Here is a 21,673-nt window from a genome sequence, read left to right on the forward strand (position 1 = left end):
CCTCGAAGGACCCCGCATCGAAGGACCCCGCACCGCAGGACCCCGGACCAACCGCCCCACCCGGCCCCGAGGAGGAGCAACCGTGCCCCGTCCGTTCACCACCGAGGACCACGCCGCCCGGATGGCCCGGGCCACCGCCGAGGCGACGGCCGCCGGGCTGGCCGGCCTGGTGGTCGCCCCCGGCCCCGACCTGAGCTACCTGTGCGGCTACCGTCCCACCGCCGTCACCGAGCGGCTCACCGCCCTCGTCCTCACCCCCGGCCGCCGCCCCGCGCTGATCGTCCCAAGGCTGGAGCGCCCGGACGCCGAGAAGGCCCTCGGCGCCCCGGCCGTCGAGTTGCTCGACTGGTCCGACGGCGAGGACCCGTACGCCACCGCCCGCCCGCTGTTCGAGCCGGCCGGGCGCTACGGCATCTCCGACAACGCCTGGGCGATGCACCTGCTCGGCCTCCAATCCGCCCTGCCCGGCGCCGGTTTCAGCTCGCTCACCGAGGTGCTGCCGATGCTGCGCGCGGTCAAGGACGGCGAGGAGCTGGAGCGCCTGGCCGCGGCCGGCGGCGCCGCGGACGCCGCCTACCGGGGCATCCTGGAGGTCGAGTTCGCCGGCCGCCGGGAGACCGACGTCGCCGCCGACCTCGGCGCGCTGCTGATCCAGTACGGCCACAGCCAGGTCGACTTCACGGTGGTCGGCTCCGGCCCCAACGGCGCCAACCCGCACCACGAGGCCGGGGAGCGGATCATCCGCACCGGGGACACCGTGGTGCTGGACTTCGGCGGCCTCAAGGACGGCTACGGCTCCGACACCACCCGCACCGTGCACGTCGGCCCGGACGTCCCGGACGAGGTGCGGCAGGTGCACGACCTGGTCCGGCTCGCCCAGCAGACCGCCTTCGAGGCGGTCCGGCCCGGAGTGAGCTGCCAGGAGATCGACCGGATCGCCCGACGGGTGATCACCGAGGGCGGCTACGGCGAGTACTTCATCCACCGCACCGGCCACGGCATCGGGATCACCACCCACGAACCGCCGTACCTGGTCGAGGGCGAGGAACAGCCGCTGGTACCCGGCATGTGCTTCTCGATCGAGCCCGGCGTCTACCTGCCCGGCCGGTTCGGGGTGCGGATCGAGGACATCGTCACGGTGACGGCCAACGGCGGACGACGCTTCAACAACACCCCGCATGAGCTCGGTGCCGTCGCCTGACCGGGGCGGCGAGGCCGCTCCGGCCGAACTTTCGCCCGGATCACGGGACTTTCGTCCGACGAGATTTGACCCGACCGTGGGATTTTCTTACGAGCCGGTCATGGTTCGCCCAGAGTCCTCCAAGCTTGCGTTGCTAGTTTCGCTGAACATGACGAAGCTGCTGAGCCCGGCCCCGCCGACCCCGGTGCGGGCCGGACGTCTGCGTCCCGCGACCGAACGCGACCGCCGGACCGGCCTGGCCAGACTGCGGCTGCTGGCCTGGCCGGCCTACCTCACCGCCTTCGTCTGGTTCCTCGCCACCCAGGGCATGGCCTTCGCCAACGACGTGGTCTTCCTCTGGCTGATCGGCGCCCTGCTCACCGCCGCCGTGCACAGCGGACACGGCACCCGCGGCTTCCTGCTGGTGCTGCGCGACTGGGTCCCGGTGATGGCCGTGGTCTGGGCCTACTCGCTGCTGCGCGGCTACGGCGCCCACACCCCCTGGGCCCCGCACTGGCTGCCCCAGCTGCGCTTCGACGAGGTGCTCGGCGCCGGGGAGACCTGGACGGTACGGCTCCAGCACGCGCTCTACACCCCCGGCTCGCCGCACTGGTACGACTACGCGGCGACGACCGTCTACCTCTCGCACTTCCTCGTCGTCTTCGTCCTGCTCGCCGTGCTGTGGCGGCGCGCCCACCAGCGCTTCCGTCAACTCCTCGCCTGCTACTTCACGCTGACCTTCGCCGGCTTCGCGACCTACCTGCTCTACCCGGCCGACCCGCCGTGGCTGGTCGGCCAGCAGGGCAACCTGCCCGAACTGCACCGGGTGGTCTGGGAGACCATCTCGAACCTGGGCCTGCCGCAGGCCGACTCGCTGCTGGAGAACGGCAGCCAGTTCGCCAACGACGTCGCCGCGATGCCCTCGCTGCACTCCGCCTACCCGGCGATGCTGCTGTTCCTGTTCTGGCCCACCGCCCGGCCCTGGCTGCGCGCCCTGCTGGTCGCCTATCCGCTCGCCATGGCGTTCACCCTGGTCTACGGCGCCGAGCACTTCATCATCGACATCCTGGCCGGCTGGACGTACGCCGCCGTGGTGGTGTTCGGCCTGCGGTGGCTGCGCGACCGCCGCACCGCACGGGCGACGACGGTCAGGGCAGAATCGGCCGGGTGCACTCCCCTTCCGTGAAGCCGACCCCGACGCCGATGAAGCCGACCCCCGAGCAGCTGCGGGCCGCCCAGGACACCACCATCCCGGACGTCACCGGGCCCGGGCTGCGGGTGCTGTTCTGCGGCATCAACCCGGGCCTGTGGTCCGGGGCCACCGGGCACCACTTCGCCCGCCCGGGCAACCGCTTCTGGCCCGCCCTGCACCGCTCCGGCTTCACCGAGCGCCAGTACCGCCCGGACGAGCAGGGCGAACTGCCCGCCCTCGGCCTCGGCATCACCAACGTCGCCCCGCGTACCACCGCCAAGGCGGAGGAGCTCACCGCCGAGGAGCTGCGCGCGGGGGGCGCGGCGCTGCGCGAGCGGGTGCTGCGACTGCGGCCGCGGGTCCTCGCGGTGCTCGGCATCGGCGCCTACCGGACGGCCTTCGGGCAGCGTCGGGCCGTGATCGGGCGCCAGCCGGAGGGCATCGGCGACACCGAGGTGTGGGTACTGCCCAACCCGAGCGGCCTCAACGCCCACTACACCCTGGACGCGCTGGCGGCCGAGTTCCGCAAGCTCCGGGAGAGCCTCGACGGCTGATCGGCTGATCGGCCCGGGCCGGGCCCGGCCGCACTGATCAGGCCGCCGTCAGCCCGGCCGGCAACGGCAGCTCGCGCAGTTCGCGGATCAGCGCCCGGACGGCAGCCGTACCGGCCAGCTCGGGGGTGGTGACGTACCCGACGAAGCGGCTGGGCGGCCGCGGGCCGAGGTCGGTGACGGCCAGCCCGGGCGGCGCGCCGAGCAGTGCCGTCCGGGGCATCACCGCCATGCCGAGGCCCTGGGCGACCAGTGAGAGCGCCACCGTGTCGTCCTCCGCGTCGACGGTCGCGGGCGGCAGCCAGTCCTGCCGCCGCCACCAGTCCCTGGTGTACGAGCCGCAGTTCTCCGCCCAGTCCACCAGCGGCAGCCGGCGGGGCTCCGGGTGGCCCTGCGGGTGGGCGAGGGCGTACGACTCCTGGTACAGCCGCACCGCGACCAGTCCGGGCACGGCCGGCGGACCGCCCGCGTCCAGGGTGGCCAGCCCGAGGTCGGCGCGCCCGTCCGCGACCTCCCCGGCGGTGCCCCGGCCGAGCTCCCGGACGATCCGCACCCGCGGGGTGAGCCCCGGGTGCTCGGCGGCGAGCCGGGCCAGCACGGGCGGCAGCAGGTGGGCGGCGGCGCTGCGGAAGGCCGCGATCCGCAGCGTGCCGGTCAGCGGACCCGCCGGGCCGGCGCCCGCGCCCCGCACTTCGGGGCCCATCACCGCCAGCAGCCGTAGGATCCGGCGGGCGTAGCCGACCGCCCGCGCGCCGGCCTCGGTGGGGCGCGCGCCGTGGCGCCCGCGGTCGAAGAGCACCGCGCCGAGCTTCCGTTCGCAGGCGCGCACGGCGTGCGAGACGGCGGACTGGGTCGTCTCCAGGCGCGCGGCGGCCGCCGTGAAGCTCCGCTCCTCGTCGACGGCGACCAGGACGCGCAGCTCGTGCGGGGCGAGTTCGGTCATACGGCGAACCTACCGTCCATCGAATCCGCTCATGGAAGGAGCCGATCCATCGCCGCCGCCCCCTGCCCGGCCGCTCCCCCGCTTCCTACGGTGATCACGTCCCCGCCGATCTCCCCCGTACGGAGCACCGCCGATGTCCCGCCCCACCGCCCGCGCCGTCCACCTGGTCTCCCGCCCCTCCGGCGCGCCGAGCGCCGAGAACTTCGCCTTCGTCGACGTGACCCTCCCGGCGCTCGCCGCCGGCGAGGCCCTGGTCGAGAACCTCTACCAGTCCGTCGACCCGTACATGCGCGAGGAGATGGACGAGGGCGGCTGGCAGCTGCACGCCCCGTTGGAGGGCCGCACCCTCGGCCGGGTGGTGGAGTCCCGGGCCGACGCGCTGCCGGTCGGCGCCCTGGTCTTCCACCGGCAGGCCTGGCGCACCCACTCGGTGGTGACCGCCGAGCGTGCCAACCTGCTGCCCGACTTCGCGGGTGTCCCGCTCAGCGCCCACCTCTCGATCCTCGGCGGCACCGGGCTGTCCGCCTGGGTCGGCCTGACCAGGATCGCCCGGCTCCAGCCCGGCGAGACCCTGTTCGTCTCGGCCGCGGCCGGCGGGGTCGGCACCGCCGCCGGCCGGATCGCCCGACTGCTCGGCGCCGGCCGGATCATCGGCAGCGCCGGCTCGCCCGCGAAGGTCGCCCAGCTCACCGGGCACGTCGGCTTCGACGCCGCCTTCGACTACCACGACGGCCCGATCGCCGACCGGCTGCGCGAGGCCGCCCCGGACGGGCTGCACGTCTACCTGGACAACGTCGGCGGCGCCCACCTGGAGGGCGCGATCAGCGCGATGCGCGACCACGGCCGGATCGCCTGGTGCGGCGCCGTCGCCCAGTACAACAACCCGCTGGACCCGCCGCCCGCGCCGCGCAACCTCTACGAGGTGGTCGGCCGGAGCCTGCGCCTGGAGGGCTTCCTGGTCCGCAACCACCTGGACGCCCGCCCCGAGCTGTACGACTTCGCCGTCCCGCACCTGCGCTCCGGCGCCCTCGTCCCGGACGAGACCGTCGTGGACGGCTTCGACCACGTGGTGGACGCCTTCCTGGGCATGCTGCGCGGCGCCAACACCGGCAAGATGCTCGTCCGGATCTGACCCTCCCAGGGCGGGCCTAGAGCGGGGTGACGGCCTTCAACACCACCAGCAGCGCCACCGCCGCGTTGAGCGCGCACAGCGCCGAGGCCGCCGTGCCGACCGCGGCCACCATCGCCGCCAGGCCCGCCGGGGTCTTGGCCGGCGGCCAGTTGCGGGCCGTCGGCACCGGGCCGAGCAGCGCGGCCACCCGGCGCGGCACCGGGCCGGGCGCCGGGGCCGGAGCGGCGAAGGCCGCGAAGCCGGGCACCGGGGCGGCGTGCGAGACCAGCGCCGCCCGGGCCACCGCCCGGGCGGTGATCCGCCGGTCGCCCACCGCCTGGGCCGACTCCTCGTCCGCCCACCGCTCGGCGCTGAACGCCACCGCCTCCTGCAACGGCCGCAGGAACGGATTGACGCAGGCGGCGAGCTGGGTGGTCAGCAGGTAGCGGTGGTGATGGTGGCGCAGGTGCGCCCGCTCGTGCGCGAGCAGCGCCTCCCGCTCGTCCTCGGCCAGCCCGGCCAGCATCCCGGTGGAGACCACCACCCGCCCGGGCGAGCCGGGCAGCGCGTAGGCGTACGGGCTGTGGTCCGGCAGCACCGCGAGGCCGCCGGCCTCGGCCGGGGCGTCCGGCAGTCCGGCCAGCGCCCGACGGGCCCGGGAGCGGACCCGCAGGTGCCGCACGACCGTCCGGGAGCAGGCGAAGCCGACCAGCGCCAGCAGCCACATCGCGGCGGTGCCGACCGTCTCGTGGTACGGCAGCGCGTGCCGCACCTCCGGGTCGGACCAGCTGTCCGGCAGCGGGTTGCCGGGGATCTGCGCCGTGCCCACCACGCCGATCAGCCCGAGGCAGAGCACGCTGCACACCGCCATCACGGCGCTGATCACGGTCATCAGCCGGGCGGCCCCGCGCGGGTGCAGGTGCTGCTCGGTCAGCCGGGCGATCGGCACCGCCGTCAGCGGCAGGATCAGCGGGAGGAAGACGAAGAAGCCCACGAGTCAGCTCTCACGGTCGGCCGCTGGGGGCTCCGCGGACGCGGCGTCCAACAGCGCCCGCAGCAGTTCCTCGTCGTGCGGCAGCAGCGCGGTGACGAAGCTGGCGAGGACGGCGTCCCGGTCCGCCTCGCCGTCGAGCATCCGGCGCATCCGCAGCGCGGCCAGCCCGGCGGCGTCGGCGGAGGCCTGCCACAGGTAGGAGCGGCCGGAGCGGCTCCGGGAGACGGCCTTCTTGGCGTGCAGCCGGGACAGGATGGTCATCACCGTGGTGTACGCCAGGTCGCCGTCGATGCGTTCCTGGACCCACCCCGCGGTGGCCGGGCCGGGCGCCCGCTGGAGCACCGCCAGCACCTGCGCCTCCAGCTCGCCCTGCCCGCGCCGTCGGGTCGGCGCGTCCCCGGACGCCGGGGCGTGCCTCTCGTCTGCCATGACGGCCCACTCCCTCCGGATGCCGCTCCCCGGACCGACGGGGGCGCGGGGTCATCCTAACGAGCCGGCGGCTCCTCCGGACGGCCCTGCGCGAGGGTTCGGGCCCGCACTACGCTCGGGCCCGCTGGGTGACCGCGATGCAGCCCAGCACCACCACGGCCGTCAGCGGCGCGGCCACCGGCAGGTCCTCGCCGAGCAGCAGCACCGACCAGACCAGCGTCAGCAGCGGCTGGGCGAGCTGCAGCTGGCTGGCCCGCGGCACCCCGATGGCCGCCATCCCCCGGTACCAGAACACGAACCCGCCGAGCTGGGAGACCGCAGCGATGTACGCCAGTCCGACCAGCGCCTTCGCACCGAGCCGGACCGGCTCGGCGGAGAGCCCGTAGGCGGCGGTCAGCAGCATCACCGGCGCCGCGGCCACCACCGCCCAGGCGATCACCCGGGCGCCCGGGAGGTCCCGGGAGAGCCGCCCGCCCTCCGTGTACCCGGCCGCGCAGACCAGCACCCCGGCGAACAGGTAGAGGTCGGCGACGGTCGGCCGGCCGTGGCTCTGCAGCAGGGTGAAGCCGAGCACGGCCGCCGCCCCGGCCAGCGCCGCCGCCCAGAAGGCCCGGGACGGCCGCCGGCCGGTGCGCAGCGCCGAGGCCACCGCGGTGGCCAGCGGCAGCAGGCCGATGACCACCGCCGAGTGGGCGGTGGAGGAGGTCCGCAGGGCGAGCGTGGTGAGCAGCGGGAACCCGACCACGCAGCCGGCCGAGACCACCAGCAGGCCGGGCCACTGCCGGGCCTTCGGCAACGGGGCGCCGGAGGCCAGCAGGTAGAGCCCGGCGAGCAGGCCGGCCACGGCGCCGCGCAGCCCGGTCGAGGTCCACGGGCCGAACCCGTCGAGGGACCACACGGTGGCCGGGAAGGTGAGCGAGAAGGACGCCACCCCGAGGGCGGCGAGGGCCGTTCCGGAGGCGGTGCCGGGGGCGGTGCCGGAGGTACCGGTCCCGGGTGCTATCGCCACGGACCGGGTAGCGCTATCTTGTGCCGTCATGAACGAGCGTAGCAGCGTGACCGAACTCGCCGAAAGCCTCCGGCAGGAGGTCGAGCGCTACCCGGAAGGGCGAAAGCTGCCGTCCAGCCGGGCCCTGACGGAGCGCCACCAGGTCAGCCCGGTGACGGTCTCCCGCGCCATCGCGGTGCTGGTCGCCGAGGGACTGGTGGTCTCCCGGCCGGGTGCCGGGGTGTTCCGGGCGGCGGCCTTCGCCGCGGCCCCCGACTCCCCGGCGGCCCCGGCCGCCCGGCCCGGCGACCTCTCCTGGCAGGAGGTCGCGCTCAGCGCCGACTCCGGCCCGCGCGACCTGCTGGCCGCACCGGTGTTCGCCACCCTCCAGGTGCCGCCGCCGGACGTCATCGACCTCAACAGCGGCTACCCCCACTCCTCGCTGCTGCCCGAGCGGCTGCTCGCCGCCGCCCTCGCCCGGGCCGGCCGCCGCCCGGGCGCCTGGGACCGGCCGCCCACCGACGGCCTCACCGAACTGCGCGGCTGGTTCGCCCGCGACATCGGCGGCCACGCCGGGCCGATCAGCGCCGGGGACGTCCTGATCACCGCCGGCGGGCAGGGCGGCCTGACCGTGGCGATGCGCTCGCTGGCCGCGCCCGGCTCCCCGGTGCTGGTCGAGTCGCCGACCTACTCGGGCATCCTCGCGGTGGTGCGGGCGGCCGGGCTGCGGCCGGTGCCCGTCCCGGTCGACGCCGACGGCGTCCGCACCGAGCTGCTGGCCGACGCCTTCGAGGCCACCCGGGCCCGGGTGTTCGTCTGCCAGCCGCTGTTCCAGAACCCCACCGGCGCGGTGCTCTCGCCCGCGCGCCGGGCCGAGGTGCTGCGGATCGCCCGGGCCGCCGGGGCGTTCGTGGTCGAGGACGACTTCGCCCGGCTGCTGGTCCACGCGGACGCCCCGGCGCTGCCGCGCCCGCTGGCCGCCGACGACCGGGACGGGGTGGTGGTGCACCTGCGCTCGCTCACCAAGGCCGCCTCCCCCAACCTGCGGGTCGGCGCCCTCACCGCGCGCGGCCCGGCGCTCGCCCGGCTGCGGGCCACCCAGGTGGTGGACAGCTTCTTCGTGCCCCGGCCGCTCCAGGAGGCGACCCTGGAGCTGGTCTCCGACCCGGGCTGGGCCCGTCACCTGCGCACCCTCGGCGCCGAACTGCGCGACCGCCGCACCGCCGCCGTGGCCGCCCTGCACCGCGAGCTGCCCGGGGTGCTCGGCGCCCACCGGCCCGGGGGCTACCACCTGTGGCTGCGGCTGCCGGACGGCACCGACGACGGCGCCCTGGTCGCCGCCGCCCGGCGCCGGGGCGTCCAGGTCACCCCCGGCCGGCCGTACCACGCCGCCGAGCCCCCGGCCCCGCACCTGCGGCTGAGCTACGCCGCCGCCGACAGCCCCGCCCAGGTCGCCGAGGGCATCCACCGCCTGCGGACGGCCTACCAGGAGTCGACCGGCTGACCGCGCCCCCAACCCCAGCCCGCGCAGCGGCCGCTACGACCGGTACCCGGCCATCCGCTCCAGCCGCGCGATCCGCTCCGCCATCGGCGGATGCGTCGAGAACAGCCGCGCCCCCGCCTCCCCCGGCCGGAACGGGCTGGCGATCATCATGTGGCTCGCCGTCTGCAACTGGGGCTCCGGCGGGAGCGGCAGCTGGCGGGTGCCGGCGTCGAGCTTGCGCAGCGCACTGGCGAGGGCGAGCGGGTCGCCGGTGATCCGGGCGCCGTCGGCGTCGGCCTGGTACTCGCGGGAGCGGCTGACGGCCAGCTGGATCAGCCCGGCGGCGATCGGCCCGAGGATCATGATGGCGAGCATCCCGAACAGCCCGGGGCCGTCGTCGTCCTCGTTCCGGCCGAACGGGATCAGCCAGGCGAAGTTCACCAGGAACATCACCACCGAGGCCAGCGCCCCGGCGACCGACGAGATCAGGATGTCCCGGTTGTAGACGTGGCTGAGCTCGTGCCCGAGCACCCCGCGCAGCTCGCGCTCGTCCAGGATCTGCAGGATGCCCTCGGTGCAGCAGACCGCCGCGTTGCGCGGGTTGCGGCCGGTGGCGAAGGCGTTCGGGGCCGGCGTCGGGGAGATGTAGAGCCGGGGCATCGGCTGCCGGGCCGAGGTGGAGAGCTCCCGCACGATCCGGTACAGCACGGGCGCCTCGAACTCGCTGACCGGCCGGGCCCGCATGGCCCGCAGCGCGAGCTTGTCGCTGTTCCAGTAGGCGTAGGCGTTGGTCCCGAGGGCGACCAGCAGGGCGATCACGAAGCCGGTCCGGCCGAAGAATCCGCCGATCACCAGGATCAGTGCCGAGAGGCCACCGAGCAGGACGGCGGTCCTCAGTCCGTTGTGCCGGCTGTGCACGTCAGGCCCTCCAGTGGTGCGGTGGGGAAGCCCTTTCTGCCTCGTCCCTCTTGCCCGCTCAACGGGCGGGCCCCGGGACCTTGTTCCCTTGTGACCGACGCGACACCCGGTCGGCGGCTCAGAACAGCGAGCCGCCGGCCACCCGGAGGACCAGCTGCGGGGCGACCGAGAGCACCACCGCCGCCGAGGCGGTGAGCCCCAGCGTGGCGGTCAGGCTGACCGGCAGCCGCCGCTCGGCGCCGTCAGCGGTCGCGGCCGCGTCGGCCGGGGCGAACAGCCGGGCCGTCCACAGCAGGTAGTAGTACAGGGCGACGACCACGTTGACGGCCATCACCACGGCCAGCCACCCCAGCCCGGCGTCCACGGCCGCGCGGAACACCACGACCTTGCCGAACAGGCCGATCACGCCGGGCGGCAGCCCGGCCAGGCAGAGCAGGAAGAAGGCCAGCGCGAGCGCCGTCCAGCGGTTGCGGGCGAACAGGCCGCGGAAGTCGTCCACGCTGGTCCCGGCCCGGCGGCCGACGGCGGCGACCACCCCGAAGGCACCGAGGTTCACCACGCCGTAGATCAGCGCGTACGCGGCGGTCGCGCCCAGCGGATCGGCCCCGGTGGGGGCGTAGCCGGCCGCGGCGAGCGGCACCAGCAGGTACCCGGCCTGGCCGACCGAGGACCAGGCCAGCAGCCGCACCGCGCTGTACCGGGTGTCGAAGCGCTGCCGCAGCGCGCCGACGTTGCCGACCGTCATGGTGACGGCGGCCAGCACGGCGAGCACCAGGCCCCAGGTGTGGGCGTACGGGCGGAACGCGACGGTGGTGGCGAGCGCCAGCCCGGACAGGCCGGCCGCCTTGCCGACCACCGAGAGGTAGCCGGCCACCGGCAGCGGGGCGCCGGTGTAGGTGTCGGGCACCCAGAAGTGGAAGGGGACGGCGGCGACCTTGAAGGCGAAGCCGACCAGGGTCAGCACCGCCCCCGCCTCGGCCAGCGCCTTGAGCTGGGCGGGCGCGTGCTCCAGCCCCTGGGCGACGGCGCCGAGGTGCAGGCTGCCGCTGGCCGCGTAGACGAAGCCGGTGCCGAGCAGCATCACGGCGGTCGCGGTGACGGAGGAGACGAAGAACTTGAGCGCGGCCTCCGCGCCCCGCCCGTCCCGGCGCAGCGCGACCAGGGCGAAGGCCGGCAGCGAGGCGACCTCCAGGGCGATCACCATGGTGGCGAGGTCGCGGGAGGCGGGCAGCAGCGCGGCGCCGGTGGCGCTGGAGAGCAGCAGGAACCAGTACTCGCCGCGGGGCAGCTTCTGGTCCTCGACGGTGTGCATCGACAGCAGCGCCGCGATCAGCGCGCCGCCGAGGGCCAGCAGCTGGAAGACCAGCGCGAAGTGGTCGGCGACGTACGAACAACCGCCGGTGTCAGTGGCTCCTGCTACGTTCCGGAGGCAGAAGGTGGCCCGGGGTGATCCCCCGGTGAGCGGAAGGAGGGCGAGCAGGGCGAGGGCGAGCCCGGCGGCGGTGAGGCGGCCGAGCCAGCGCTTGTGCCGTTCGGGCAGGAAGAGGTCGGTGACCAGCACCGCGAGGGCGGCCACGGCGGCGATCAGCGGGGGCGCGATCGCCACCCAGTCCACGGACTGGATCAGGCTGCCCGGGTGGGCTACGGCGAGGGAGGTCACAGTGTGCTGCCCCGTGGAGTGAGGTCCGAGTGCGGCGGTGTGGGCTGCGAGCACGGTCAGCCACCCCCGAGGAGGTGCTTGACGGCCGGGTCGGAGAGCCCGAGCAGGAGGGCGGGCCAGAGTCCGGCCACCAGGGTGAGCGCGGCCAGCGGCGTCCAGCTGACGGCCTCGTACGGCCGCAGGTCGGGCACCTCGGCCACCGGCGCGGGCTGCGCGGGGTCGCCCATGCAGACGCGCTTGACCACGATCAGCAGGTAGCCGGCGGTGAGCAGGGTGCCGAGGCCGGCCAGGACCATGTACGTGACGAAGGCCGGGCGGGACAGCCCGGCGGCCGGGTCGAAGGCGCCGAACATGGCGAGCAGCTCGCCCCAGAAGCCGGCCAGGCCGGGCAGGCCGAGGCTGGCGACGGCGGCGAAGGCGAGCAGCGCGCCGATCCGGGGTGCCCGGCCGTACAGGGCCGCGCCGGTGGCCCCGGAGAGGGTGTCCAGGTCCGCCGTGCCGTAGCGGTCCTTGACCGCCCCGACCAGGAAGAACAGCAGGCCGGTGATCAGACCGTGGGCGATGTTGGCGAACAGCGCGCCGTTGACGCCCACCGGCGTGAGGGAGGCGATGCCGAGCAGTACGAAGCCCATGTGGCCGACGGAGGAGTAGGCGATCAGGCGCTTGAGGTCGCCCTTGGCCCCGGGGCGGGCGAGCGCCAGGCAGGCCAGCGAGCCGTAGACGATGCCGACGGCGGCGAAGGCGCCCAGGTAGGGGGCGAGCGTCGCGGTGCCGTCCGGCACGACCGGGAGGAGCACCCGGACCAGTCCGTAGGTGCCCATCTTGAGCAGCACGCCGGCCAGCAGCACCGAGCCGACCGTCGGGGCGGCGGTGTGGGCGTCGGGGAGCCAGCTGTGCAGCGGCCAGGCGGGGGCCTTGACCGCGAGCCCGACCATGATCGCCAGCGCGGCGACCACCTGGGTGGTGTGGCTCAGGCCGTTGCCGTGCCCGGCGGCCAGCGCCTGCATGTCGAAGGTGCCGGCCTTGCTGCCGATCAGCAGGAAGCCGAGCAGCATCACGGCCGAGCCGAGCAGCGTGTAGAGGATGAACCGGTTGGCCGCCGGGGTCCTCGCACCGCTGCCCCAGCGGGCGATCAGGAAGTACATCGGGATCAGCACGATCTCGAAGGACAGGAAGAAGAGGATCAGGTCCAGCACCGCGAAGGTGGCGAGCATGCCGACCTCGAGGAGCAGGAACAGCCCGACGAAGGCCTGCGCCGAGGGCCGGTGCTCCTCATCGGCTCCGCCCCGGGCTTCCCCGCCCGGCAGCCGCTTCTCCGAGTACAGCGCGCAGAGGAAGGTGAGCAGCGCGGTCAGCACGATCAGCGGCAGCGAGACGCCGTCCACCCCGAGGTGGAAGCGCACGTGCAGGGCCGGGATCCAGTCCAGGTCGGTGGTGGCCTGCATCCGGGCCGGCGCGTCGTGGTCGAAACCGGCCGCGAGGACGACGGAGAGCAGCAGCACCGCGCCGGTGAGGACGGAGTTCAGCCGCAGCGCCCGGCGGCCGGCGACGGCCTGGTCCGGGCCGAACACCGGCGCCAGGGTGAGCGCGGCGCCGAGCAGTGGCAGCACCAGGAGGGCGATGAGGACCGCGTTCATCGGGGGCTCCTCGGGGCGGCGGTGGAGAGGACGGGGATGGAGGAGAACGGCACCGGCTACACCGCCACCAGGACGGCGAGCAGGACGACCCCGGCCAGCAGGGCGCTGAGGTAGGTCTGCGCGTTGCCGGTCTGCGCGAGCCGGACGGCCCGGCCGAGCAGGTTGGCGCCGATCCCGCTGCCCTGCACGTAGCCCTCGACGACCTCGCGGTCGAGGAAGCGGACCAGCCGGGCCGCCGCGACCACCGGCCTGACGAACAGCAGGTGGTAGAGCCGGTCGACGCCGAAGCCGTGCCGGGCCGGACCGAACAGCGGGCCGAGCAGGGTGCGCCCGGGGTCGGCGACGACCACCTCGGCGGCCGGGGCTCCGGCCTGCTCGGGCACCCTCCCGGCGACGGCCGGGGCGGGCCGGCCGGTGGTCAGCCGCGCGGTGGCCGAGCGCCAGGCGCCGTACGTGGCGAGCACACCGACCACGGCAAGCCCGGTGCCGGTCACGGCGGTGACGCCGGTGGGGCGCAGCGAGCCGCCGTCCAGCAGCGCGGGCAGCCAGTCCGAGCGCAGCCCGGCGACGCCGAAGGCGATGGTCGGGACGGCCAGCACCCACAGCGGCCAGCGCATCGCGGGCGGCTCGGCGGTGGTCGGGTCGGCCTCGTCCGGCTCGGGCGAGTACGGCGCGTCGGCCTCGTGCTCGGCCGGAGCGGCCTGGGCCGCCTGGGCGGCCCGAGCGGGCGCGGCCGCGCCCGCCGGGCTGTGGAAGGCGACCAGGAACAGCCTGGCCGCGTAGGCACCGGTGAGCAGCGCGGTGAGCGCGGCCGAGATCAGCACGATCCAGCCGGCTGCCTGCGGCACCGCCGAGGCCGGGCCGAGGCCGTTGGTCAGCGCCTCGCCGTTGGCGGCGTGCTCGGCCGCGGTGAGCACCGCTTCCTTGCTGAAGAAGCCGGAGAACGGCGGCAGCCCGGCCAGCGCGAACAGCGCGATGCCCATCGTCCAGTGGGCGTCCGGGACGGTCCTGCGCAGGCCCGGGATCCGGGACATCGCGGAGATCGAGTTGGTGTGCGCGGCGTGGATCACCACACCGGCGGCCAGGAACAGCAGCGCCTTGAACGCGCCGTGGCTGACCAGGTGGAACACCGAGGCCTCGCGGTCACCGCTGGCCAGCGCGCCGGCCATGTAGCCCAGCTGGCCGACGGTGGAGTAGGCGAGCACACGCTTGAGGTCGTCCTGGGCGAGCGCGCAGAGCGCCGAGCCGATCATCGTCACGGCGGCCATCACCGCGAGCACCACCAGTGCCGCCCCCGACTGGAGGAACACCGGGAGCAGCCGGGCCACCAGGTAGATGCCGGCCGCGACCATGGTGGCGGCGTGGATCAGGGCGGAGACCGGCGTCGGACCGGCCATCGCGTCCGGGAGCCAGGTGTGCAGCGGGAACTGGGCGCTCTTGCCGGCCACGCCGGCGAGCAGCAGCAGCGCGACCAGCGTCGGGTGGCCCAGCCGGCCCTCGGTCGCGGCCGACAGCACGTCGGTGATCCGGAAGCTGCCGGCGTCCGCGCCGAGCAGGAAGATCCCGAACAGGAACGGCACGTCACCGAGCTTGGTGACCAGGAAGGCCTTGAGCGAGGCCGACCGGGCGTCGGCGCTCTCCCAGTGGTGGCCGATCAGGAAGTACGAGCAGACGCCCATGACCTCCCAGCCGACCAGCAGCACGACGAGGTCGCCCGAGTAGACCACCAGGAACATCGCCGCGGTGAACAGCGAGACCAGCGCCGCGTACGAGGGGTAGCGCCGGTCCTCCTTGAGGTACGCGGTCGAGTAGACCTGGACGCAGGTGGCGACCAGGCCGACCAGCACCGAGATCAGCGAGGTGAAGCCGTCCAGGTGGACGGAGAGCGCGATGTCCGGGCCGCCGGTCGGGGTGAGCCGGGTGGCGGCGTCCAGGGTCCGGCCGGTGCCGAGCTGGAGGGCGACCACCAGGGCGAGCACGGCCGAGACGGCGACCGGGACGACCGCCAGCGGCCGGGCCAGCCCGGGCGCCTTCTTGCCGACGGCCAGGGTCGCGGCGGCGCCGAGCGCGGGCAGCGCGGGGACGAGGACGGGCAGGGCGAGGTTCATGCGGTGGCCCGGCCCTTCAGTGCCTCGGCTGCGACCGGCTCGTCCTCGGCCGGGGTGTGCGGCTCGGCCGGGTCGCCGAGCGCGGTGGCCCGGTCGATGTCCGCGGTGCCCCGGGCCCGGAACAGCAGCAGGACGATGGCGAGCCCCAGCCCGATCTCGGCGGCGGCGATGGTGATGGTGAACAGGGTGAGCGCCTGCCCGGCGTGCAGCGAGTCGCGCAGCCAGGCGTCGAAGGCGACCAGGTCGAGGTTGACGGCGTTGAGCATCAGCTCGACGGACATCAGTACCAGGACGGCGTTGCGCCGGGCGAGCACGCCGTACACGCCGACGCTGAACAGCAGCGCGGCGAGGACGACGGGGTAGACGAGGTGCATCAGCTCTCCTCCGACGCGGACGACGCGGACGACGCGGGCGCGGAGGGCTTGGGCGTGGTCGCGGCCACCGTCCCGTTCGACCCGACCGGCCGTCCGGCCCGCAGCTTGCCCGCCCGGGGCGTCGGCACCCGGCGCCCGGACCCGCGCGACAGCACGATCGCGCCGACCAGCGCCGCCAGCAGCAGCACGGACAGCGCCTCGAAGGGCAGCACCCAGTTGCGGAACAGGCTGGCGCCGGTCACGGAGGCCGAACCGCCGCCCGCGCCGAGGTCGATCCAGGAGGTCCGGAAGGCGTCGACCACCAGGGTCACCAGGGTCCCGGCCGCGGCCAGCGCCACCACCAGGGCGACCCAGCGGTTCTTGGAGTCGGCGTCCGGCGAGCGCCCGATCGGCGCCTTGGTGAGCATCAGCCCGAACAGCACCAGGACGACCACCGAGCCCAGGTAGATCAGCACCTGCACCCAGGCGATGAACTCGGCCGTGAGCAGCAGGAACTCCACCGCCAGCCCGCCGAGCGCGACCACCAGCCAGAGCGCGGCGTGCACCAGCTGCTTGGTGGTCACCGAGACCACCGCCGAGCCGAGCACCGCGATGCCGACCAGCAGGAAGACGACCTCCTGCCCGGTCGGGGACAGGAACGAACGGGCGGCCGGCTCCAGGGAACCGGTCGCCGCGAGAAGCGTGGCAGCGGCGTTCACGCGTCGTCACCCTTCTCCTCGGCGGCCTCGACGGCCTCAGCGGCCTCGACGGCGGCGGCAGCCTCGGCCGCCGCGGCGGCGGCGAGCTTGTCCGCCGCCTTGCGCGCGGTGGCGATCTCCTTGGGCTCCTCGGCCGCCGGGTCCAGCGCCGGCGGCGCCGGGACGGTCCACATCCACTCCCGGAGCTTCTCCCGCTCGTGGGTCAGCTCGTGGATGTCGGTCTCCGCGTACTCGAACTCCGGCGACCAGAACAGGGCGTCGAAGGGGCACACCTCGATGCAGATCCCGCAGTACATGCAGAGCGAGAAGTCGATGGCGAAGCGGTCCAGCACGTTGCGGGTACGGGCCCGGGCGTTCGGCTCGGCGGCCGGCAGCGTCTCCTTGTGGGAGTCGATGTAGATGCACCAGTCCGGGCACTCGCGCGCGCAGAGCATGCACACCGTGCAGTTCTCCTCCAGCAGCGCGATGACGCCGCGCGAACGCGGCGGCAGCACCGGCTGGACGTCGGGGTACTGCGCGGTGACGGTCTTCTTCGTCATCGTCCGCAGCGTCACGGCCAGGCCCTTGGCGAGACCGGCACCGGGAAAACTCATGCGATCGCCACCTTGATGATGCCGGTGAGGGCCAGCTGGACGAGCGCGAGCGGGATCAGCACGATCCAGGCGAAGCGCATCAGCTGGTCCTCGCGCAGACGCGGGTAGGTGACCCGCAGCCAGATGACCAGGAAGGCCAGCGCGAAGGTCTTGAGGAGCATCCAGAGCCAGCCGAGCTGGTCCGCCATCGGCCCGTGCCACCCGCCGAGGAACAGCACCGCCGTCAGCGCCGACACCACCAGGATGCCCGCGTACTCGGACAGCAGGAACAGCGCGAAGCGCAGCCCGGTGTACTCGGTGTAGGCGCCGAAGATGATCTCCGAGTCGGCGACCGGCATGTCGAACGGCGGCCGCTGGAGCTCGGCCAGGCCGGCCGTGAAGAACACGAAGGCGCCGATGAGCTGCCAGGGCAGCCAGTACCACTGCCAGGCGTCCAGGATGCCGGGCAGCGACAGGGTGCCGGCGGCCATCGCCACCGAGGCCGCCGCGAGCACCATCGGCAGCTCGTAGGACATCAGCTGGGCGGCCGTGCGCAGGCCGCCGAGCAGCGAGAACTTGTTCGCCGAGGCCCAGCCGGCCATCAGCTTGCCGATCACGCCGACGCCCATCACGGCCAGCACGAAGAACAGCCCGGCGTCGACCGCCTGGCCGACGAAGCCGTTCGGACCGACCGGGATCGCCAGCAGCACGAACAGGTACGGCAGCAGCGAGACGGCGGGCGCCAGCTGGAAGACCCGGCGGTCCGCGCCGGCCGGGACGATGTCCTCCTTCTGCGCGAACTTCACCCCGTCCGCGACGAGCTGGGCCCAGCCGTGGAAGCCGCCCGCGTACATCGGGCCGAGCCGGCCCTGCATGTGCGCCATCACCTTGTGCTCGGTCTGGCCGATGAGCAGCGGGAAGACCAGGAAGACGACCAGGGTGGCGACGCAGCGGAGCACCGTGTCGAGCAGGTTCACGCGCCGTCTCCGTCCTGGTCGGCCGCTCCGGCCGGGTTCTCGTCCTTCGCCCCACCGGGCTCCTGCTCGCCGGCCTCGCCCGACGGCTTCTCCTCGTGGGCGGGCACCGGGTTGTGCCAGGGCGCGTCGGAGGACCGTGGCCGGGCCGGAGCCGGAGCCGGGGCCGGGGTCTGGGGCTCGGCCGTCGGCTCGGCGGCGGCGTCGGCCGCCTGGCTGACCGAACCGTCGGACACCGACCGGGTCCGCCGCGGCCGGTCGGCCCGCACCGGCGGAGCGCCCTCGGCAGCGGCAGGAGCAGCGGGCACGTCCGAAACAGCAGGCGCGCCCGGAGCAGCAGGCGCGTCCGAAACAGCAGGCACGGCCGGAGCAGCCGAGGTCCCCGGCGCCGCCGCGGCCTCGCCGCCCGCCTGGCTCGCCGAGCCCTCGGAGACGGACCTGGTCCGCCGCGGCCGGTCCGCCCGCACCGCCGGAGCGCCCTCGGCGCCGGGTGCGCCGGCCCCGGCCCCGGCCGCCGCCGCCGCGCCCGCCCGCGGGGTGCGCGCCGCCGCGCCGGCCGCCCGCGCACCACGCGCGGGCCGCTCGGCGACCGGCGGCAGGGTGCCCTTGAGCGGCCCCCACTCGTTCGGGTCCGGCACACCGGCCGGCTGCATCTTGCGCCGGGCCGGGCCGCCGCCGTGGTCCGACTCGCCCGGCTCCTTGGCGCCCGGCCAGTCCTTGGCGACCCGCGCCGCGAGCACGAACTCCTTGCGCAGCGGGTGCCCCTCGAAGCCGTCCGGCAGCAGCAGGGTGGCCAGGTGGGGGTGCCCGGGGAAGTCGATGCCGAACATCTCGTGGGTCTCGCGCTCGTGCCAGGCGGCCCCGGCGTACACCGCGACGGCGCTCGGCAGTGCGGCGCCGTCCCGCGGCACCCGGGTGCGCAGCGCGAGGTGCCGCACGCCCGGCGCCTCGACCGCAGCCAGGTGGGCGACCACGGAGAAGCCCTCGGCGAGCTCGTCGACGGCGCTCAGCCAGTCGAAGAAGCCCAGGCCCAGCACGTCCCGGGCGGTGGTGAGCGCCTCGATCCAGCGCTCGGCCGGCACGTCGACGGTGATCAGCCCGTACGCCTCGGCGCCGGTCGCCCACTCCCCGACCGACGCCGCGTACTGCTCCGCCGTGAGCGTCTCGACAGGTCGCTCGCCGCGCTCGCTCACGACACTCCTCCATCGGTCGGGGGCCCCGCCACCAACGGTCGGCGCAGCACCGCGGCGGGCGCGGTGTAGCGGCCGGGCAGGGACTCGGCGGCGATCTTCTCCTGGAGCTTGAGGATGCCCTGGAGCAGCGCCTCCGGCCGCGGCGGGCAGCCGGGCACGTAGACGTCGACCGGGATGATCTGGTCCACGCCCTTGGTGACCGAGTAGGAGTCCCAGTACGGACCGCCGGAGTTGGAGCAGGCACCGAAGGAGATGACGTACTTCGGCTCGGGCATCTGCTCGTAGAGCCGCTTGACGGCGGGCGCCATCTTGTCGGTGACCGTCCCGGAGACGATCATCAGGTCCGCCTGCCGGGGGCCGGGCGCGAACGGGATCACACCCATCCGGATGAAGTCGTGCTTGGCCATGGACGCGGCGATGAACTCGATCGCGCAGCAGGCCAGGCCGAAGTTGAAGCACCACAGGCTGTAGCGGCGGCCCCAGTTGAGCACGACCTTGACCGGGTCCGGCGCGAGCCGGGCCAGCGGGCCGATGCTCCGGCGCTCGACGGCGCCGGGGCGGGCCGGGTCGGGCAGTCCGAGCGGGACGGGACCGCCCTGGCCACCGTGCGAGTGGGTGTGCGTCACGTCCATTCCAGAACGCCCTTCTTCCAGGCGTAGAGCAGTCCGACCGCGAGGAAGCCGATGAAGAGGAACATCTCGATCAGCGTTCCGGCGCCGTACCCGGCGGTCGCGAAGACGGTCGCCCACGGGAACAGGTAGATCGCGTCGACCGCGAAGATCACGTAGAGGAAGGCGTACACGTAGTAGCGGATCTGGGTGTGCGCCCAGTCCTCGCCCACCGGGTCCACCCCGCACTCGTAGGCGAGGAGCTTCTCGGGGGAGTACACCACCGGCCGGAGCAGCCGGTTGGCGGTGAACGCCACGGTCACGAAGAGCACCCCGATGACGGCCAGCAGGCCCATCGCGGCGTACGCGTCGAAGTAGCCGCCGCCGACCGCCGGGTCGGCCGCGACGGCAGCCACCTGCTGCCCCTCCATGCCTTCGCCTCCACCTCGGCCGCGAACCCGCCCTCAAGACAGTTCTACGACTTTTCCTCACACGGTCTTAACCATGGCCAATGCGTGAGTCTAAGGGGAGGGCTCCACTCCCCCCGAAACCTGCCCGCTCCGCAAGACGTCCGGTGGACAACCCGGTGAACGCCCGGGGGCCCGCCGGGGTGGGGATAACCCCCGCCCGGGAAGATGTATCACCCCCATGGCACACCCCCTCCCCCGTTAGGGATGCTGGGGGCCGCCAGCTCGAACGAGGGGACGGATGATCCGATGAAGTCGCTGAACCGCGCCGTGGACGCCATCAAGGAGCAGGACGCTCGGATGGAGCGTCCGCCGCTGTACGGCGCGCGGATGTGGCGCCAGGTCGGACACCTGATGCTCAACCTCCCGCTGGGCATCGCCGGCTTCGTGCTCTCGGTGACCGCGCTGTCGGTCGGCCTGGGCCTGTCGGTGACGGTGATCGGCCTGCCGGTGCTGGCCGCAGGTCTGGCCGGATCCCGTGCCCTGGGCGCCCTGGGCCGCAGCCGGGCCCGCTCGGCGTACGGTTCCGCGATCGACGATCCGCAGCCGGTGAAGCAGCGCCGCCCGGGCGTGGTCGGCTACACCATCGCCCACCTCACCGACCTGCTGAACTGGCGCTCGGCGCTCTACAACGTGCTGATGCTGCCCTGGGGCATCCTGAGCTTCACCCTGACCCTGGTCTCGGTGGTCACACTGTGGCCGGTGCTGCCCTTCATGGTGCGTGCGATGGCCGCGGTCGACCGGATCCTGATCGAGTCACTGCTCTTCCCCGGCGCGCTGGCCGAGCGGGTGCGCGAGCTGGAGGACGACCGCGGCACCGTGGTCGAGACCGCCGCCGCCGACCTGCGCCGGATCGAGCGCGACCTGCACGACGGCGCCCAGGCCCGGCTGGTCGCGCTGGCGATGGACCTCGGCATGGCCAAGGAGCGGCTGCGGGAGGTGGAGACCCAGGAGGACATGGCGGTCGCCACCCGGATGGTCGACAACGCGCACGGCGAGGTGAAGCTGGCCCTCCAGGAGCTGCGCGACCTGGCCCGCGGCATCCACCCGGCGGTGCTCACCGACCGCGGCCTGGACGCGGCGCTGTCCGCGGTGTCGGCCCGCTGCACCGTCCCGGGCGGGGTGAAGGTGAACGTCGACCTGGCCGGGCCGGACGGCGAGCCCGAGCGCCCGGACTCGGCGGTCGAGGGCATCGCGTACTTCACCGTCAGCGAGCTGCTGACCAACGTCTCCAAGCACGCCGGCGCCACCACCGCCTCGGTGGACGTCTGGCGCTCGGACGACCAGCTGATGGTGCTGGTCCAGGACGACGGCCGGGGCGGGGCGGCCCCCTACCCGGGCAGCGGCCTGGCCGGGCTGGCCGAGCGGATCCGGGCGGTGGACGGGGTGTTCCTGGTGGAGAGCCCGGAGGGCGGCCCGACCACCGTCACCGTCGAGCTGCCCTGGCGCACCCGTACCGCCCGCCGTTAGGAGCCGGTCCGGGAACGCGAAGGGGCGCCGGGACCCGTCGAGGCAGTGGACGGGTCCCGGCGCCGGTCCGGTGCGGCGGCCGCCCCGCGGAACCCTTGCGCGGTGTACGGGCCGGCCGGCGTA

General features: G+C 74.4%; 21 protein-coding genes. 6 read left to right on the forward strand and 15 right to left on the reverse strand.

Annotated features, from left to right (window positions below; all coding sequences use genetic code 11):
* Positions 1-121 precede the first annotated feature (121 nt).
* The 3 genes from ACZ4W5_RS22195 to mug all read left to right on the forward strand — a co-directional run bounded on the left by ACZ4W5_RS22195 (position 122) and on the right by mug (position 2,926).
* Complete coding sequence (locus tag ACZ4W5_RS22195; protein WP_402482448.1) at positions 122-1,201, forward strand: aminopeptidase P family protein; 1,080 nt, start codon at positions 122-124, stop codon at positions 1,199-1,201.
* A 148-nt stretch (positions 1,202-1,349) separates the two neighbouring features.
* The gene (locus ACZ4W5_RS22200; RefSeq protein ID WP_360226063.1) at positions 1,350-2,366 is read left to right on the forward strand and encodes a phosphatase PAP2 family protein; all 1,017 of its coding nucleotides are present in this window, start codon (positions 1,350-1,352) and stop codon (positions 2,364-2,366) included.
* Positions 2,367-2,383: 17 nt separating this feature from the next.
* The gene (gene mug / locus ACZ4W5_RS22205; protein WP_465656412.1) at positions 2,384-2,926 is read left to right on the forward strand and encodes a G/U mismatch-specific DNA glycosylase; all 543 of its coding nucleotides are present in this window, start codon (positions 2,384-2,386) and stop codon (positions 2,924-2,926) included.
* Between the two features lie 37 nt (positions 2,927-2,963).
* Here mug and ACZ4W5_RS22210 read toward each other — a convergent pair whose 3' ends face one another.
* Positions 2,964-3,866 carry a LysR family transcriptional regulator gene (locus ACZ4W5_RS22210; RefSeq protein WP_465656392.1) on the reverse strand — a complete coding sequence of 301 codons (903 nt, stop codon included), beginning with the start codon at positions 3,864-3,866 and terminating at the stop codon, positions 2,964-2,966.
* A 133-nt stretch (positions 3,867-3,999) separates the two neighbouring features.
* Here ACZ4W5_RS22210 and ACZ4W5_RS22215 point away from each other — a divergent pair, with 133 nt between their 5' ends.
* Complete coding sequence (locus ACZ4W5_RS22215) at positions 4,000-4,998, forward strand: NADP-dependent oxidoreductase (RefSeq protein WP_465656394.1); 999 nt, start codon at positions 4,000-4,002, stop codon at positions 4,996-4,998.
* 16 nt (positions 4,999-5,014) lie between these two features.
* Here the strand turns inward: ACZ4W5_RS22215 and ACZ4W5_RS22220 are convergent, their stop codons facing one another.
* From ACZ4W5_RS22220 to ACZ4W5_RS22230, 3 genes are all read right to left on the reverse strand, one after another.
* Positions 5,015-5,971: a M48 family metalloprotease gene (locus ACZ4W5_RS22220; protein WP_465656395.1), complete on the reverse strand. Its 957-nt coding sequence runs from the start codon at positions 5,969-5,971 to the stop codon at positions 5,015-5,017.
* A 3-nt stretch (positions 5,972-5,974) separates the two neighbouring features.
* A complete protein-coding gene (locus ACZ4W5_RS22225; RefSeq protein ID WP_360226051.1) occupies positions 5,975-6,400 on the reverse strand; it encodes a BlaI/MecI/CopY family transcriptional regulator in 426 nt (141 codons plus the stop codon).
* Positions 6,401-6,509: 109 nt separating this feature from the next.
* Positions 6,510-7,439, reverse strand: coding sequence for a DMT family transporter (locus ACZ4W5_RS22230; protein WP_465656397.1), 930 nt, complete (start codon positions 7,437-7,439; stop codon positions 6,510-6,512).
* Between ACZ4W5_RS22230 and ACZ4W5_RS22235 the strand changes: the two genes are divergently transcribed.
* Positions 7,438-8,892 carry an aminotransferase-like domain-containing protein gene (locus ACZ4W5_RS22235; protein WP_465656399.1) on the forward strand — a complete coding sequence of 485 codons (1,455 nt, stop codon included), beginning with the start codon at positions 7,438-7,440 and terminating at the stop codon, positions 8,890-8,892. The genes ACZ4W5_RS22230 and ACZ4W5_RS22235 overlap by 2 nt on opposite strands.
* Positions 8,893-8,925: 33 nt before the next feature.
* Here the strand turns inward: ACZ4W5_RS22235 and htpX are convergent, their stop codons facing one another.
* From htpX to ACZ4W5_RS22290, 11 genes are all read right to left on the reverse strand, one after another.
* Positions 8,926-9,789 carry a zinc metalloprotease HtpX gene (gene htpX, locus ACZ4W5_RS22240; protein WP_360226042.1) on the reverse strand — a complete coding sequence of 288 codons (864 nt, stop codon included), beginning with the start codon at positions 9,787-9,789 and terminating at the stop codon, positions 8,926-8,928.
* Positions 9,790-9,907: 118 nt separating this feature from the next.
* On the reverse strand, positions 9,908-11,449 hold the full coding sequence (locus ACZ4W5_RS22245; protein ID WP_465656401.1) for an NADH-quinone oxidoreductase subunit N: 1,542 nt from the start codon (positions 11,447-11,449) through the stop codon (positions 9,908-9,910).
* 56 nt (positions 11,450-11,505) lie between these two features.
* Positions 11,506-13,086: a complex I subunit 4 family protein gene (locus ACZ4W5_RS22250; protein ID WP_465656402.1), complete on the reverse strand. Its 1,581-nt coding sequence runs from the start codon at positions 13,084-13,086 to the stop codon at positions 11,506-11,508.
* A 56-nt stretch (positions 13,087-13,142) separates the two neighbouring features.
* On the reverse strand, positions 13,143-15,194 hold the full coding sequence (locus ACZ4W5_RS22255; RefSeq protein ID WP_465656403.1) for an NADH-quinone oxidoreductase subunit 5 family protein: 2,052 nt from the start codon (positions 15,192-15,194) through the stop codon (positions 13,143-13,145).
* Positions 15,191-15,568 (reverse strand): NADH-quinone oxidoreductase subunit NuoK, encoded by a 378-nt coding sequence (gene nuoK, locus ACZ4W5_RS22260; protein ID WP_360226030.1) that lies wholly within the window; start codon positions 15,566-15,568, stop codon positions 15,191-15,193. Before nuoK ends, ACZ4W5_RS22255 begins: the two co-directional genes overlap by 4 nt.
* Positions 15,568-16,266 carry an NADH-quinone oxidoreductase subunit J family protein gene (locus ACZ4W5_RS22265; protein ID WP_360226027.1) on the reverse strand — a complete coding sequence of 233 codons (699 nt, stop codon included), beginning with the start codon at positions 16,264-16,266 and terminating at the stop codon, positions 15,568-15,570. Before ACZ4W5_RS22265 ends, nuoK begins: the two co-directional genes overlap by 1 nt.
* Entirely contained in the window at positions 16,263-16,859 is a 597-nt protein-coding gene (locus tag ACZ4W5_RS22270; RefSeq protein ID WP_360226024.1) for a NuoI/complex I 23 kDa subunit family protein, read from the reverse strand. Before ACZ4W5_RS22270 ends, ACZ4W5_RS22265 begins: the two co-directional genes overlap by 4 nt.
* A complete protein-coding gene (gene nuoH / locus ACZ4W5_RS22275) occupies positions 16,856-17,815 on the reverse strand; it encodes an NADH-quinone oxidoreductase subunit NuoH (RefSeq protein ID WP_465656406.1) in 960 nt (319 codons plus the stop codon). The genes ACZ4W5_RS22270 and nuoH overlap by 4 nt, the downstream gene beginning before the upstream one ends.
* A complete protein-coding gene (locus ACZ4W5_RS22280) occupies positions 17,812-19,005 on the reverse strand; it encodes an NADH-quinone oxidoreductase subunit C (protein WP_465656407.1) in 1,194 nt (397 codons plus the stop codon). Before ACZ4W5_RS22280 ends, nuoH begins: the two co-directional genes overlap by 4 nt.
* Entirely contained in the window at positions 19,002-19,637 is a 636-nt protein-coding gene (locus tag ACZ4W5_RS22285) for an NADH-quinone oxidoreductase subunit B (RefSeq protein WP_360226018.1), read from the reverse strand. Before ACZ4W5_RS22285 ends, ACZ4W5_RS22280 begins: the two co-directional genes overlap by 4 nt.
* Positions 19,628-20,044 carry an NADH-quinone oxidoreductase subunit A gene (locus tag ACZ4W5_RS22290; protein ID WP_360226015.1) on the reverse strand — a complete coding sequence of 139 codons (417 nt, stop codon included), beginning with the start codon at positions 20,042-20,044 and terminating at the stop codon, positions 19,628-19,630. The genes ACZ4W5_RS22285 and ACZ4W5_RS22290 overlap by 10 nt, the downstream gene beginning before the upstream one ends.
* Before the next feature lie 336 nt (positions 20,045-20,380).
* On the opposite strand from ACZ4W5_RS22290, the gene ACZ4W5_RS22295 reads away from it, so the two are divergent.
* Positions 20,381-21,550: a sensor histidine kinase gene (locus ACZ4W5_RS22295; protein WP_360227640.1), complete on the forward strand. Its 1,170-nt coding sequence runs from the start codon at positions 20,381-20,383 to the stop codon at positions 21,548-21,550.
* The last annotated feature ends 123 nt before the right edge of the window (positions 21,551-21,673 follow it).

The organism is Kitasatospora sp. NPDC029367, assembly GCF_055569135.1.